Raw genomic sequence first — 13067 nt, forward strand, 5'->3', positions numbered from 1 at the left:
CATCTTGAGCCCGTTCCGCTATGCGCTCCGAACCGCCGGGTTCGCCGCGCTCTACCTGCTCGCGACGTTCGCCGGGCTCGCCACGACCGAGTCCGCGGGCGGCGTACGCCTGCTGTGGCCCGCCGCCGTCGCCGGCGCGCTGTGGATGGTGGCCCAGGCGCGCTGCGGCCGTCGCAATCTTGACGTCATCGCGCTCAGCGTGGTCGCCGTGCTTGCCCCCGGCAACGGCGACGGCCTGCTGCACGCGTTCGTGCAGGCGGTGCCCCAGGTCGTCCCGGCTGTCCTGTTCGCGTGGTTGTTCGACCGATGGCTGCCCGGCTACTGGCTCGGTCACGGCGACCGTTTCCGTACGGTGGGCCGCTCGCTGGCCCGGCTGGCCGGTGCCGCGTCGCTGGCCGCTCTTGCCGCCGCGGCGCTTCTCAAGGTCGTCGACACCGAGCTGAGTGTCGCCGAGGCGGGCTACGTGATCGCGCGCGACACCACCGCGCTGCTGCTCGCCGTCCTGGCGTTCCGGTTCGTACGCCGCCTGGCTCCTGGAACGAGAACGGGAACGGGAACGGGAACGGGAACGGGCGACGGTGGGGCCGGAAAAGCGGGCGAAAGCGGGCGCGGCAACGGACCGGGCCTGACGCTGGTCAAGTGAGCGCGCCCCCGCCGCGCAGGTAGGTCAGCACCGCCAGCACCCGCCGGTGACCCAGGTTCCCCGAGCGTTGCAGCCCCAGCTTCGTGAAGATGCCGGTCACGTGCCGTTCGACGGCCGGCACCGTGACGAAGAGCTGGGCGGCGATCCCCGCGTTCGAGCGCCCCTGCGACATCAGCGCCAGCACCTCCCGCTCCTTGCCGGTCAGCCGGTCGAGCGGCCCCTCCGGGCGCCCCCGCCGCACCAGGCGCGAGATCACGTCGGGGTCGAGCACGGTCCCGCCGGCCGCCACCCGCCGCACCGCGTCGACCAGCAGGTCCGGCGTCTCCACCTTCTCCTTCAACAGATAGCCGACCCCGCGCACCGACCCTTCGACCAGGTCGACCGCGAACTCGGGCAGGATCTCGGGGGAGAGCACCACCAGAGCGATCTCCGGGTTCGTGCGCCGCAGCTCCAGCGCCGCCTCGCGGCCGTCCTGCCCGAGGTCGGTCACCACCACGTCCGGCCGGTAGGCGCGTGCGAGTCCGAGCAGCCCGTCGGCCGTCGACGCGACCGCCTCCACCTCGATCCCGCCCCGCTCCAGGACGCGGGTCAGCCCCTCCCGCACCAGCGCGTGGTCGTCGGCGACCACGACCCGGACCGCCGCCGACGTCGCCGCCACGACAGTGGGCTCGATCACCGCACTCGTCATCCCGCACCTCCAAGGTGGTTTTGCCAGCGGTTTCATCCTCTCGGCGGTGATGACCCCCCTACACCGGTCATTTGACTTGGTTCCTGTTCGCCAGGTCACCCGGGCGGGGCGGGATCTCAGGAGGCGGGGAAGAACAGGTACCGGCTCTCGAGGTGCTTGAAGCACATGGACTCGTAGCGTGGGTGGCCGTCGGGGTGGCCTCCTGTCCAGGAGCGTCTACTCCGGGTCGGGGCCGCCCGCGAGCCGCACCTCCTCACGGTCGAGGCGCGACTGCATCTCCCGCACCACCAGGTCGTCGATGCGGTTCTGGTCGCGCAGCGCGATCACCGCGGCCCGTTTGCCCGCGATGGTCGCCAGCCGCAAGGCCGTGTATTCGTCCTCGATGTGCCCGGCCGCCTCGTCGTCGCCCGCGCGCAGGCCGTCGATCTCGGCCCGCAGCTCGTTGCGCACCTCCTCGACCACGGCCGGTTCGGCCCGCACCTGGTCGGCGAGAGCCGGCAGCGAGTCCATCGCCTGCAGGGCGGCGACCCGTTCGGCCAGGCGCAGCTCCTCGAGGAACTCGGTGTCGGGGGGCAACTGAGCCCACCGCACCACGGGACCGAAGATGAAGGCCTGCGTGACCAGCGTCACCACGATGACGCCGCTGACGATGAAGACGACCAGGTGCCGATCGGGGAACGAGGCGGGGACGGCCAGGGCGGCGGCGAGCGAGACCGCGCCGCGGAACCCGGCCACGCCGCTGACCACCCGGGTGCGGGCATCCACGCGGCGTTGCCGCTGGGCGGGGCGGCGGTCGAGGAAGCGGATCACGTACGGCGTGGTGAACAGCCAGGCGAAGCGGGTCGCCACCAGGACGGCCGAGATCATGACGACCAGCAGGATGCCGCGCAGCAGCGGTTCCGTGTCGAGCCCGCGCACGGCCTCGTGCACCTGGATCCCGATCAGCACGAACAGCCCCCCGTTGAGCAGGAACGTGGCCAGCGACCAGAACCCGATCGTCTGCACGCGGGTCGAGGCGTGACCGACCCGGGGTCCGTACCGGCTCATCAGCAGACCGGTCACCACCGCGGCGATCACCCCGGACGCCCCGGCCAGCTCGGCCAGCAGGAAGGCCGTGAACGGGGTCAGCAGGATGGTCACGTTCTCGAGCATCGGGTCGGCGACCCGGCGGCGGATGGCGACGGCGATCCGGCCCACCACGAACCCGACGAGCAGCCCACCGCCGTACGACAGAATCAGCAGCCACGTGACGCGCAGCGCGCCGGGGCGATGCCCGGCCATCGTCGTGCTGATCGCCAGCCCGTAGATGACCAGGGCCGCGCCGTCGTTGATCAGACTCTCCGCCTTGAGCACGGTGACCGTGCGCCGGGGCAGCGACCGGCCGAACGCCCCGACCACCGTCGCGTCGGTCGGGGCGAGCGCGCCGCCCAGCACCCAGGCGCACCCCCAGGGCAGGCCGAGCGCGTGGGCGACGGTGGCGACCACCGCGGCCGTGGCGAACACCAGCAGCGTGCTCATCAGCGTGATCGTCCGCAGGTTGCGGCGGATCAGGCGCAGCGACGTGTTGAGGCTCTCCCAGTAGAGCAGCGCCGGCAGGATGAGCAGCAACATGACCTCGGGCGGCAGATGCACGCCGCGCAGCTGCGGGATCAGCCCGAGTACGACGCCCAGGAAGACGAGCACGACGGGGGTGGAGATCCGCAGCCGTGCGGCGAGCAGATTGCCGGCCAGCAACGCCGCGCCCATCGCTATGACGAGTTCGAGCGCTATCACGATTCAGAGTAGGTCGGGAATGGTGATCGGAAGCTTGCGGATGCGGCGTCCCGTGGCGTGAAACACGGCGTTGGCGACCGCCCCGGCGACCCCGACCATCGACACCTCGCCCAGCCCTTTGACGCCGACGGCGTTGAGCTGCAGGTCGGGCCGGTTCACGAAGTCGACGTCGATGCGGCCGATGTCGGCGTTGACGCTGACCGGGTATGCCTCGAGGGTCGGGTTGAGGAAGCCGCCGTACCGTGGGTCGATCTCGAGGTGCTCGCGCAGCGCCGCGCCCAGGCCCCACACGACGCCGCCGCGCAACTGGGAGGCGGCGGTGACCGGGCTTGCCACGGTGCCGCAGTCGGCGACGCTGACGACTCGGGGCACCCGGATGCGGCGGGTGCCGCGCTCGACGCGCACCTCGACGAAGTGGGCCGCATAGCTGAACGTGACGAACGAGTCGAAGACCGGGCCGGCCACCGTGACCAGTCCGGTGGCGCCGCGGTCCATCATCGCCTGGGGCAGGCCGTTGGAGGCGCTGACCGTCGCCGGACCGTCGTGCTGTTTGAGCAGTTCGGTCGCGGCCCTCACGGCCGGTAGCGCCGATCCCGAACCCCAGGACCCGGCCGTCAGGTGCTGCGCGGCGAACCGGGTGTCGCCCACCTCGACGGTGATGAGGTCAGGGGAGATGCCCAGCTCCTCGGCCGTGACCGCGGAGACCGCCGAACGGATGCCCTGGCCCATCTCGTGCCCGTCGACCGCGACGGTGACCCGGCCGTCGGCCGTGCGGGTCAGGTGCGCGACGGCCGGCGTCACCGTGGTCGGGTAGGCCCCCATCGCCACGCCCCAGCCGATCTGGGCGCCGTCGTCGTCGAGCCACTCACCGGGCGTGGCCGGCCGCCCCGACCAGCCGAACATCTCCGCCCCGCGGCGCAGGCACTCGGCGACGTGCCGCGACGACCAGGGCTTACCGGTGATCGGGTCCTGGGCGGCGTCGTTGGCCAGCCGCAGCTCGAGCGGGTCCATTCCCACCGCGTAGGCGACCTCGTCGACCGCCGACTCGATGGCCCAGGCCGCGGCGTGCTCGTGGGGCGCTCGCATGTAGCCCGGCGTCTGCACGTCGGTACGTACGAGATATTGCCGGCCCTGGTAGGCCGGGACGCCGTAGAAGCGCGAGGTCACGTCGGTATACATGGCCAGGAAGAGGTCGTGGCGTGACGTCTGCTGGTGCACCTCGTGCACGATCGCCCTCAGTTTGCCCGACCGGTCGGCGCCGACGCGCAGGTGGTGGCTCTCGTCGGGCCTACCGCTTCATCGTCGAACCGTCCGCGGCCGGCCGTCTGTCGTGCCCTCCCCAGAGGCGTTGTGGGGTTTACCCGCACCGGCGCTCCGGTCTGCTCCATAGCCATCGCCCGGGGCCGCGCCGACGATCGATGGCGGGAGCACATGACAGGAGGCACCGATGACAACGGTGGAGCTGCACCCGCTGATCGCCGAGCTGTCGTCGGCCAGTGGCCGGCACGCGGTCGGGGACGCGGTGCTGCGTACGGCGGTGCGGGCCGCGACGCCGGTCGACGGGGCGTGGCTGGCGACGGCGGGTACCGGGGGCGCTGGACGGTCGAGGAGGCGTGGGGGACGCCCGGCGCTCCGCCGTTCGTCGCCGAGCTGGCCGGCGAGGTCGCGGCCCGGCACGGACTGGTCTGCGCCGACCCGCACGCCGACGGCTGGACCACCGTCGCCGCGGTCCCGCTCGAGGTGACCGGGCGCACCGCCGCGGTGCTGGTGCTCGGCCGCCGGCACGGACCCGGGTTCGGCGCCGACGTGCTGGCCGAGGTCGGCGGCGTGGCCGCGGTGGCCGCCGCCCGCCTCGACGGCGAACTGGCCCGCGAGCGGCTGGCCGAGCTCGACCGGCGGGCCGATCTCGACCGCCGCACCGCCGAGCTCGGCGGCGTCCTGCTCGACGAGGCGCTCGACGCGCTGGCCGCCGACGAACCGTCCGCGGCCCGGCTGACCGAGGCGATCGGCCGCCACTTCGGTGCGCCCTGCCGCCTGCTCGACGCGCGGCTGCGCCTGGTCGCCGGGCGCCTGCCGGCTGACCCGGGCGAGTTCCGCCGCCGGGTGCGGGCCGCCCTCGACGGGATCGTGGAACCCGACCTGACCGTGGTGGCGGTGCGCGGCGGCGTACTGGTGCTCGGCACGACCGTGGACGCCCGCCGCCGCCCCGACCTGGTGCGCGTGGCCCGGCTCTGCTCGCTCGCGGTGCGGCGGGCGGGCGAGGTTTCGCGGGCGCACGCCCAGGTGCGCGGGGAACTGCTCGGCGAACTGCTGGCCGCGCGCGGGCCGCTGCCGGCCGGGGTGTGCGCGGTCGCCGCGATGCGCTCGTTCGACGTCGACGCCCCGCACGTCGTGGTCGCCCTCACCGAGGCCGACCCGGTGGCCGTGGCCGACACGGCGGCGCTGTTCGGCGGGCTCGGCGGCCGGCACGGCGAGCACGTGCTGGCCGTGCTGCCCGGCGACGACCCCTCGGTGGCCGGGTTGAAGGTGACCCGGCAGCTCGCGGCGCGCGGCGCCGACCCGGGCGCGGTCTGCGTGTCGGCGCCGGTCGTGCCGCGTACGGGCGGGCTGGCCGAGGCCGGCGAGGAGGCGGTGCACGGCGCCGGTCTGCTCGCGGCACTCGGAGTGACCGGCCAGGCGATGACCGCCGACGACCTCGTGCTCTACCGCACCCTGTTCGACCAGTCCAACACGGGTGAGCTGCGCCGGTTCGTGAACCGCACGCTCGAACCGCTGACCCGCTACGACCGCGCGCACCGGGGCGACCTGCTGCGGACGGTCCAATACCTGGTCACCAACAACGGCAACGCCACCCGGGCCGCCAAGCAGCTGTTCATCCACCCCAACACGATGGGCAAGCGCCTCGACCGGATCGGGCGGCTGCTCGGCTCCGACTGGCAGAGCGGGCCGTTCAACGTCCACCTGCGGCTGGCCCTGCACCTGGAATCGCTCGGCGTCGACGTGAGCGCCGCATGAGGCAGCCCGTCGCCGGGCTGGCCGGGCTGGCCGTGGTGCTGCCGGTCTTCGTGCTGATCGCGTTCGCCGCCGACGGGCCCGAACGGCGCTGCGCGTGGGCGGCCCGATCGTCACGTTCGGGCTGCCCGTCGTCGCGATGATCGCGTTCTGGTGGGAGGACTGGCCCGGCTCGCTGCTGCCCGGCCAGTGGCCCGCCCTGACCGACACGCTGACGGCCGTGGTCGCCGCGTTCGTGTTCACGCTGGCCGGGCAGGCGGTCGTCACCGGGGTCGACCTCGCCGCGCTGTTCCAGGCCTTCCCCGGCGGCGGGCACCGAGCGACCTTCCCGGCCACGCTGCCGCTGGCGGCCGGCATCTTCACCGCGATGCTGCAGCTCACGCTGGTCAACGAGGGCCGGCTGGTGCGGTGGCTGCCGCGAATACCGGCCGGCATCACGGCGCTGGTGCTGTGCTGGGCGATCGGGGCCGGCCTCTACCTGTGGCTGGTTCGCGATCACGTGGTGCCCGGGGCGGCGTACGGGGCCTGGCTGACAGTGCTCGGCGTCTGGCAGGTGGTGCCGTTCGTGGCGCTGCGCGGCTGGCCGTTCTCGCTCGTGCGAACGACCTGGCTGCGCCACTTCATCTCGAACATCGCGCTGGTCGCCGGCACCGTGGTGACGTACGTGGCGGCTCGTCAGGTGTTCGAACCGGCCCGGATCTCGGCTCTGGGCGGGTGCTTGATCGCGGCCGTGCTGATCGTCGGCATGCTGCTGGAGTCGTGGCCGCTCGACCGTTTCCCACCCGTCGCGGGGCGTCTGGCCGTGCTCGCGCTGGTCGCCATGGTGACGCTGGTGACGTACGGGTTGCTGGCGGCCGCTGTCGGGAACCACGCTTGGCGACCAGGGGCGGAGGTCGACGACTGGATTACGTTCGCGTCGCTCAACGGCCTGGGTCTGGCCGTGATCCTGCACGTGGCGATCTGGCGCCGGTGGCCGGTCGCCGTCCTGAGAGAGGAACAACCGGATGGAAGAGCTGGACGAGCCCACGAAGCGCCTGGTCGACGCCGCTAACGCGGGGGACGTCGACGGGTTCCTGGCGGGCTTCACGGTCACCGGTGTCGTCGACGACTGGGGGCGCGAGTTCAAGGGCGCCGACAAGATCCGCGGCTGGAGCGACCGGGAGTTCATCGGCAAGCAGGTCAGCCTCGACGTCGACAGCGTGCGGCGCCGGGGGAACGAGACGACGATCACGGCCACGGTGGGCGGCAACGGCTACAACGGGCCCAGCCACTTCACGTTCAAGGTCGACGGCGACCGCGTCGCGCGGATGACGATCCGGCAATGATCGACAGCAACGTGCTCGCCGCGAACCGGGCCTACCTGCTCGGCTGGAACGACGGCCCCGCCGTGTCGGACATCTACCGAAGCGGGATTCCGCACGCCACCCTCAACGGCGTCGTACGCGTCACAGGGCGCCCGCTCGCCGAGGCGTACGAAGAAGCCCGTGACCGCCTCGACGGCGTGCCCCGCGTCTGGTGGGTGGGCGAGGACAGCGAACCCGGCACCGCCGAAGGGCTGCTCGAACTCGGCGCCCGCCCGCTGGGTGACGGGCTGCCCGTCATGGTGACCGAGGTGGCGTCGGCGTCCGTGGTGCCCGACCCGTCCGGCCTGGAGATCCAGTACGCCGCCGACGTGGACGAGTTCGTGGCGGCGTACGCCCGGGTCTCGGGAATCCCGGAGAGGGGCGTGCCGCTGACCGTCGAGCGCGACAAAGCGTTCGGGGGATCGGTGATGCGGCTGGTCGGGCGGCTGTCGTCGGGCCAGATCGCCGGTACGGTCGAGGCGTGGTTCAGCCACGGGATCGTGACGCTGTACTTCGTCGGCACGCAGCCGGAGTTCCGCCGGCGCGGCATCGGCGCGTCGATGACCCAGGCGGTGCTGCGGCACGCGGCCGTGCGCGGGGTCGGCATGGCGGCGCTGACATCGTCCGACATGGCCGTCCCCGTCTATCGGCGCCTCGGCTTCCGCGAGGTGGGCCGATATCGCCTGTTCACCTTTTAACGCTCGCTGTCCAGCGTTGCCATCTGGGGCGGCGAGTATCGCGCGCCGGCCGCCGACCCCGCCGGGATCGCCGCCTCGATCTCGTCGGGGTCGATCTCGGTGTCCAGCGCGCCCAGCGACTCCTCGAGCCGGTCGCGCCGCCGCGCACCGATCAACGGCACGATGTCGCGGCCCTGCCGCAGCACCCACGCGATCGCGACCTGCCCGGTGGTGGCGCCGATCCGCTCGGCCGCCGCCCGCAACGCCTCGACCAGACGCAGGTTCTCGTCGAGGTTCTCGCCCTGGAACCGGGGGCTGTGCGCGCGAAAATCGTTGCCGGTCCCTGACGCATCTCCTCCAAGGCGCCCACGGTGTCCTCGACCGGGATCTGCGGATTGAGCCGGGCCGACCGATAGATGTCGATGTAATCGGTGCCGAGCCGCCGCAGCGAATAGGCGAGCCGGTCCTTCACCGCCGCCGGCGACACGTCATAGGGCACAGGTTGAAAGCCACCATCAGGCGTACGCCGTGAGCCGAACTTGACGCTGACCACGACATCGCCGCGATCGCGTTCCCTCAGGACCCGCCCGACGAGCATCTCGTTGTGCCCCGAGCCGTAGAAGTCGCCGGTGTCGACGAGCGTGACGCCCGCGTCGAGGGCCGCGTGCAGGGTGGCGACACTCTCCTGTTCATCGGCCGGCCCGTACAGATCCGACATGCCCATCGCCCCGAGCCCGAGGGTCGAAACCTCGGGCCCATTGACACCCAGCTTCCGCGTACCGATCGTCATGCCTTTATTGCATCGCCCGCGCGCCCGATCGCCGATGGGGGATTACCCCACTCCTCCACCACCCGGCGGTTGCATCTCGTGCCGCGATGACGCCGGGTCACTTCGTGCCGTCACGCAGCAGTTACTCGGCCACGGCGATCATTCTCGCAGCGCGTACTCGTCGAGGCGAGGATCGTCGGCCGGTAGTTTGCGCAGCCCGGTGAGAACGGTCCGCATCTCGGCGAGGTCGCCCTGGCCCTCGACTTCGGCCAGTGCCCAGGTGCCGTCCTCGGTCTCGTACGCGATCCGGTCCGTTTCCGCACCGTGCGGCGGCCCGAATCCGCTCAGTTGCTCGGTGTGCCCGGCCACGGTCCTGACCTGGAAGCCGACGATCGCGGCCGAGGCGAGCGGCCGTCCCCGACCGCCCTCGATCATGATGTCGCGCTCCCGCCGGCCGTCATGCAGCCGGATGTACCAGGCGTCCGTGCGGGTGACCTTCGGGTAGGGCGGCCCGGATCGCCGATGCAGCAGCGTGAGACCGGGAGCGGCCCCGGGGTTCCACGTCGCCTCGTCGCCGTCGGTGCCGGTAGCGGCCAGCACGGCGCGGGCCTCCTTCAGCGGATAGCCCTCGACGGTGGCGTACCACTGCCGCTTTCGAGCGTCGGTCCAGAGCCACGAGTACGAGTCCGGGCCGCTGTTCACGAACCGCCGCGCTTTTTGTCCGTCGACGGTGTCGTCACGCCCGTCCGTCGCGGAGATGCCACGGGCGGGGCCGATCACCGAGACGCGCCCGGTCATTGTTCCGCCGGCGAACCTTCCAGCGACCAGAGAGGGCGTACGGCATGCCGCCGTCGCTGTCATGGAACGCGCGAAGACGGCCATCACCTTCCAGCCGCTGGGCAGCGTGGACGGCCAGAGCCGTACGGGCGATTGGTCGGGCCGGATCGGTGCCGCGTAACCGCTGTCGCCGCCGCAGTCCAGGGAGCCGTCGGCCGCAATCGCCGCGTCGATCAGGGGGGCGCTCTCGGCAGGCTGCCCGGTTGTCCGCGACCAGATCTCCGGCACCGCGACGGTCAGCGCGAGCGGGACAGCGACCGCGGCGACGGTGAACCCCGCGAGGAGGGCCGGCCATTGTGGTCCCCGGCGGCTCCGCTTGCTTGCCGGGGCAGCGGCGCTCCGGCGGCCGTCGACCACGGTTCGCAGCACGGTAAGTCGCGCCGGGTCACCGGGCGCGGGCTCCGGGACGGGATTGAGGTTTGCCAGGTCGGCGAGAGGGTCACCGCGGTTCATCGGACGCCTTCCTGCGCGCGGACAGTGGAGGGGAGGACTGGCTCTATCGCTGCTCGTGCGGCGCGTGCTCCGCCACATCGGCTCCTCCCCGTCATCGGTCCTCACCCAGGACTGTGTCCGGACACCCGAGGAGCATTACCTGCTCTACTGCCAGACATGCCGTTGCTCTTCGCCGACCTCGACAACACGCTGATCGACCGCGACGCCGCCTTCCGCACCGCCGTCACCGCCTTCCTGGCCGTCCACGACCAGCCCCGTACGGACCTGGCCTGGGTGATGGAGATCGACGGCAGCGGGCACGCACCCCGCGACGTGGTGGCCGCCGCCCTGACCAGCCGCTACCCACACTTGTCGCCGGCCATCGGCACTCTGCTCGACAACGGCGGCGCCGAACACGCGACCCTGTCCGTCGCCACCGAGAACGCCCTGCGAGAGGCCCGAGCCGCCGGCTGGACCTGCGTGATCGTGACCAACGGGCGCACCGTTCAGCAGGAGGCCAAAATTTACCGGACCGGCCTCGACCGCTTGGTTCACGGATGGGTCGTCTCAGAATCCGCGGGCCACCGAAAACCAGATCCCCAGATTTTTCACCTGGCCGCCGACCTGGCCCTCCGTGACGTCCACTCTGTCCGTCCCGTGACGTCGCGTTCGGAGTGGACCAGTGGCGACTGGCTCATCGGCGACTCGCCGCAGGCGGACATCGCCGCTGCCGTAACGCTCGGACTTCCCAGCGTCTGGATCGCGAACGGTCGCCGGTGGCCCGAGACCGCCTTTCACCCGACCCACATCACCCCCGACGTGGCAGCCGCCATTCACCACGTCATCCGCTCGAACTCAACCCACCGGTGACCGGGAAGTCCCGAGGGGGACGGCGGGTTGCCGTCCCCCTCGGGAGCCGACCCTCAGGCCGGGGATCGGGCCGGCTCAGCGGGGACGGTCACTGGGTGGTGAGGACCATCCGGAAGCGGGCGTCGCCCGACATCATGCGGTCGTACGCCTCGGCCGCGTCGGTGAGCGGGGCCAGTTCGGTCAGTGCGCGGATGCCCTGGGCCGCCGCGAAGCGCAGGTTCTGCTCGTTCTCGGCGGGGGTGCCGGTCAGGGAGCCGACGATTTCGACGTCCTGCATGATCAGGGTGACCGTGCTGACCTCGATGGGCTGCTCGGTTATGCCGACCGCGACGAGCTTGCCGCCGCGGGCCAGGCCGCCGATCAGGGGCGTCATGTTGCTGTTGGCCGCCGTCGCGATGACCGCCGCGGCGCCACCCAGCTGCTGGAGCTCGGCGGCGACGTCGGTCAGGGAGCTGTCGATGTAGTAGTCGGCGCCCAGTTCCTTGGCCAGCGTCGCCTTCGCCGAGCCGCGGGCGATCGCCGCGACGCGTAGGCCCATCGCCCGGGCGTACTGGAGTCCGAGGTGGCCGAGACCGCCGATGCCCTGGATCGCCACGAGGTCGCCGGGGCGGGCGCCGCTGCGCATCAGGGCGTTGTAGACGGTGAAGCCCGCGCACAGCAGGGGCGCGGCCTCCTCGGAGGTCAGCTCGTCGGGGATCGTGACCAGGCTCGAGGCCCGGGCGTAGAGGACCTCGGCGTACCCGCCGTCCTTGTGCACGCCCGTCCACTGCTGGTTGGTGCAGCCCACGAAGTCGCCGCGGCGGCAGTTCGCGCAGGTTCCGCAGTGGCCGGCGAGGAAGCCGACGCCGACGCGGGTGCCGATCGCCCAGCCGGTGACGCCTTCGCCGAGGGCGTCGATGACGCCGACCGCTTCGTGGCCGGGGGCCGGCGTGGGTTCGCCGTGACCGTACGGGTGCACGGCGAGCGAGTCGCTGTGACAGACACCGCACGCGAGCACCTGGATGCGGACGTCCCCGGCGCCCGGGGGTGTCAGTTCGCGCGCGGTCGGGCGCAGTGTGCCGTCGGAGTCGACGTGGATGGCGAGATAGGTGGGCATGAAAACCTCCAAGGAAGGTGACCGGTCGTCTTAAACAGGTCAGAAAGCGGGTATCAAGGCAGGAAACGGACGGGCAGAGAAGCTGAGGGTGCCGCGGCGAGCACCTCAGAAGTGGCCGAAGGGCGCGTGCCGGGGTGTCCTCTTAGGAGATTGCTTCGAGGATGATGTCTATGTGGGTCAGCGGCGTGGTCGAGTCGCCGGTTACTTTGGCTCGCAGGGCGCCGCCCTCGAAGGCGTCGATCAGCATGGTGGCCAGTTCCCGGGCGGGACGCTTCGAGGTGATCTCGCCGGACTGCTGGGCCGCCTCGACGGTCGCCGCGACCGCCGCGGTCCACACGTCCAGCCCGCCCGCGACCGCCTGCGTCACCTGTTCCCCGCTCGACGGGCTGTCCGCCGCGAACGTCCCGAACAGGCACCCGTACTCCGTGCCGGTCGAGACCACCCGCGCGACCTGGGCCGCGAAGTGGGCCCGCAGCCGTTCCACCGGATGCGGCCCGTCGAACCCCAGCGTCGACAGGTCAGTGGCTTGGGCATACCGGACGGCGATCTCGGCGGCCAGGGCCTGCTTGCTCTCGAAGTGGTTGTAGAACGACCCCTTCGGTACCCCGGCGGCGGTGGTGATGTCCTGCACGCTGGCCCCGTGGAACCCGCGCTGCCGGAACACGTCTTCGGCGTTCTCGACGAGCTGATTCCGTACGCTTCTCTGTGGCACCTGACGAATATGACCGATCGTCTTGGATCGCGTCAACGTTCGGTGGCCAGCCTCACCACGCGCGTGTCGCCGAGCACGAACCGCACCGAGGCACCGCGATCGGGCCAAGCCCCGGACCGGGACCAGGCCGTACGAGCGTCGGGTGACGTCATTTCGTCACGCGAGGCGCGGCCGGGTAGCACGGCCCTGACTTGGAGTCACACGTTCACGCGATG

15 protein-coding genes and 1 pseudogene are annotated in these 13067 nt (G+C 71.7%); 7 read left to right on the plus strand and 9 right to left on the minus strand.

Translation table 11 applies throughout. The features are described from left to right. Positions 1-4: 4 nt before the first annotated feature. Entirely contained in the window at positions 5-643 is a 639-nt protein-coding gene (locus EER30_RS20675; RefSeq protein WP_127502138.1) for a hypothetical protein, read from the plus strand. Here the strand turns inward: EER30_RS20675 and EER30_RS20680 are convergent. The 4 genes and pseudogenes from EER30_RS20680 to EER30_RS49725 all read right to left on the minus strand — a co-directional run. Then, positions 636-1331, minus strand: a complete 696-nt coding sequence (locus EER30_RS20680; protein ID WP_127502139.1) for a response regulator transcription factor — start codon at positions 1329-1331, stop codon at positions 636-638. The genes EER30_RS20675 and EER30_RS20680 overlap by 8 nt on opposite strands. Before the next feature lie 216 nt (positions 1332-1547). After that, the gene (locus EER30_RS20685; protein WP_127502140.1) at positions 1548-3104 is read right to left on the minus strand and encodes a Na+/H+ antiporter; all 1557 of its coding nucleotides are present in this window, start codon (positions 3102-3104) and stop codon (positions 1548-1550) included. 3 nt (positions 3105-3107) lie between these two features. Then, positions 3108-4115, minus strand: coding sequence for a xanthine dehydrogenase family protein molybdopterin-binding subunit (locus EER30_RS20690; RefSeq protein ID WP_349290882.1), 1008 nt, complete (start codon positions 4113-4115; stop codon positions 3108-3110). Then, positions 4098-4382, minus strand: a pseudogene (locus tag EER30_RS49725) (molybdopterin cofactor-binding domain-containing protein); the annotation flags it as partial. The pseudogene EER30_RS49725 and the gene EER30_RS20690, both read right to left, overlap by 18 nt. A 288-nt stretch (positions 4383-4670) precedes the next feature. Here EER30_RS49725 and EER30_RS20695 point away from each other — a divergent pair. The 5 genes from EER30_RS20695 to EER30_RS20710 are packed head-to-tail and all read left to right on the plus strand — an operon-like array spanning position 4671 to position 8157. Continuing rightward, a complete protein-coding gene (locus tag EER30_RS20695; protein ID WP_127502142.1) occupies positions 4671-6119 on the plus strand; it encodes a PucR family transcriptional regulator in 1449 nt (482 codons plus the stop codon). Beyond that, a complete protein-coding gene (locus tag EER30_RS47175) occupies positions 6116-6259 on the plus strand; it encodes a hypothetical protein (RefSeq protein ID WP_164842410.1) in 144 nt (47 codons plus the stop codon). Before EER30_RS20695 ends, EER30_RS47175 begins: the two co-directional genes overlap by 4 nt. Continuing rightward, positions 6214-7167: a hypothetical protein gene (locus EER30_RS20700; protein WP_127502143.1), complete on the plus strand. Its 954-nt coding sequence runs from the start codon at positions 6214-6216 to the stop codon at positions 7165-7167. Before EER30_RS47175 ends, EER30_RS20700 begins: the two co-directional genes overlap by 46 nt. Next, a complete protein-coding gene (locus EER30_RS20705) occupies positions 7121-7441 on the plus strand; it encodes a nuclear transport factor 2 family protein (protein ID WP_127502144.1) in 321 nt (106 codons plus the stop codon). The genes EER30_RS20700 and EER30_RS20705 overlap by 47 nt, the downstream gene beginning before the upstream one ends. Beyond that, a complete protein-coding gene (locus tag EER30_RS20710) occupies positions 7438-8157 on the plus strand; it encodes a GNAT family N-acetyltransferase (RefSeq protein WP_127502145.1) in 720 nt (239 codons plus the stop codon). Before EER30_RS20705 ends, EER30_RS20710 begins: the two co-directional genes overlap by 4 nt. Here the strand turns inward: EER30_RS20710 and EER30_RS48755 are convergent. The 3 genes from EER30_RS48755 to EER30_RS47180 form a co-directional block, all read right to left on the minus strand. Further along, positions 8154-8399: an aldo/keto reductase gene (locus EER30_RS48755; protein ID WP_240670184.1), complete on the minus strand. Its 246-nt coding sequence runs from the start codon at positions 8397-8399 to the stop codon at positions 8154-8156. The two genes, EER30_RS20710 and EER30_RS48755, sit on opposite strands and share 4 nt — an antisense overlap. Next, positions 8309-8926 carry an aldo/keto reductase gene (locus tag EER30_RS20715; protein WP_240670185.1) on the minus strand — a complete coding sequence of 206 codons (618 nt, stop codon included), beginning with the start codon at positions 8924-8926 and terminating at the stop codon, positions 8309-8311. The genes EER30_RS48755 and EER30_RS20715 overlap by 91 nt, the downstream gene beginning before the upstream one ends. A 138-nt stretch (positions 8927-9064) precedes the next feature. Beyond that, positions 9065-10195, minus strand: a complete 1131-nt coding sequence (locus EER30_RS47180; protein WP_164842411.1) for a hypothetical protein — start codon at positions 10193-10195, stop codon at positions 9065-9067. Between the two features lie 156 nt (positions 10196-10351). Between EER30_RS47180 and EER30_RS20730 the strand changes: the two genes are divergently transcribed. Further along, positions 10352-11044 (plus strand): HAD family hydrolase, encoded by a 693-nt coding sequence (locus tag EER30_RS20730; RefSeq protein WP_127502147.1) that lies wholly within the window; start codon positions 10352-10354, stop codon positions 11042-11044. 88 nt (positions 11045-11132) lie between these two features. Here the strand turns inward: EER30_RS20730 and EER30_RS20735 are convergent, their stop codons facing one another. Continuing rightward, complete coding sequence (locus EER30_RS20735; protein WP_127502148.1) at positions 11133-12140, minus strand: zinc-binding dehydrogenase; 1008 nt, start codon at positions 12138-12140, stop codon at positions 11133-11135. A 142-nt stretch (positions 12141-12282) separates the two neighbouring features. After that, positions 12283-12852, minus strand: a complete 570-nt coding sequence (locus EER30_RS20740) for a TetR/AcrR family transcriptional regulator (protein ID WP_127502149.1) — start codon at positions 12850-12852, stop codon at positions 12283-12285. Between the last annotated feature and the right edge of the window lie 215 nt (positions 12853-13067).

Source organism: Actinoplanes solisilvae (assembly GCF_003999975.1).
GTDB lineage: Bacteria > Actinomycetota > Actinomycetes > Mycobacteriales > Micromonosporaceae > Actinoplanes > Actinoplanes solisilvae.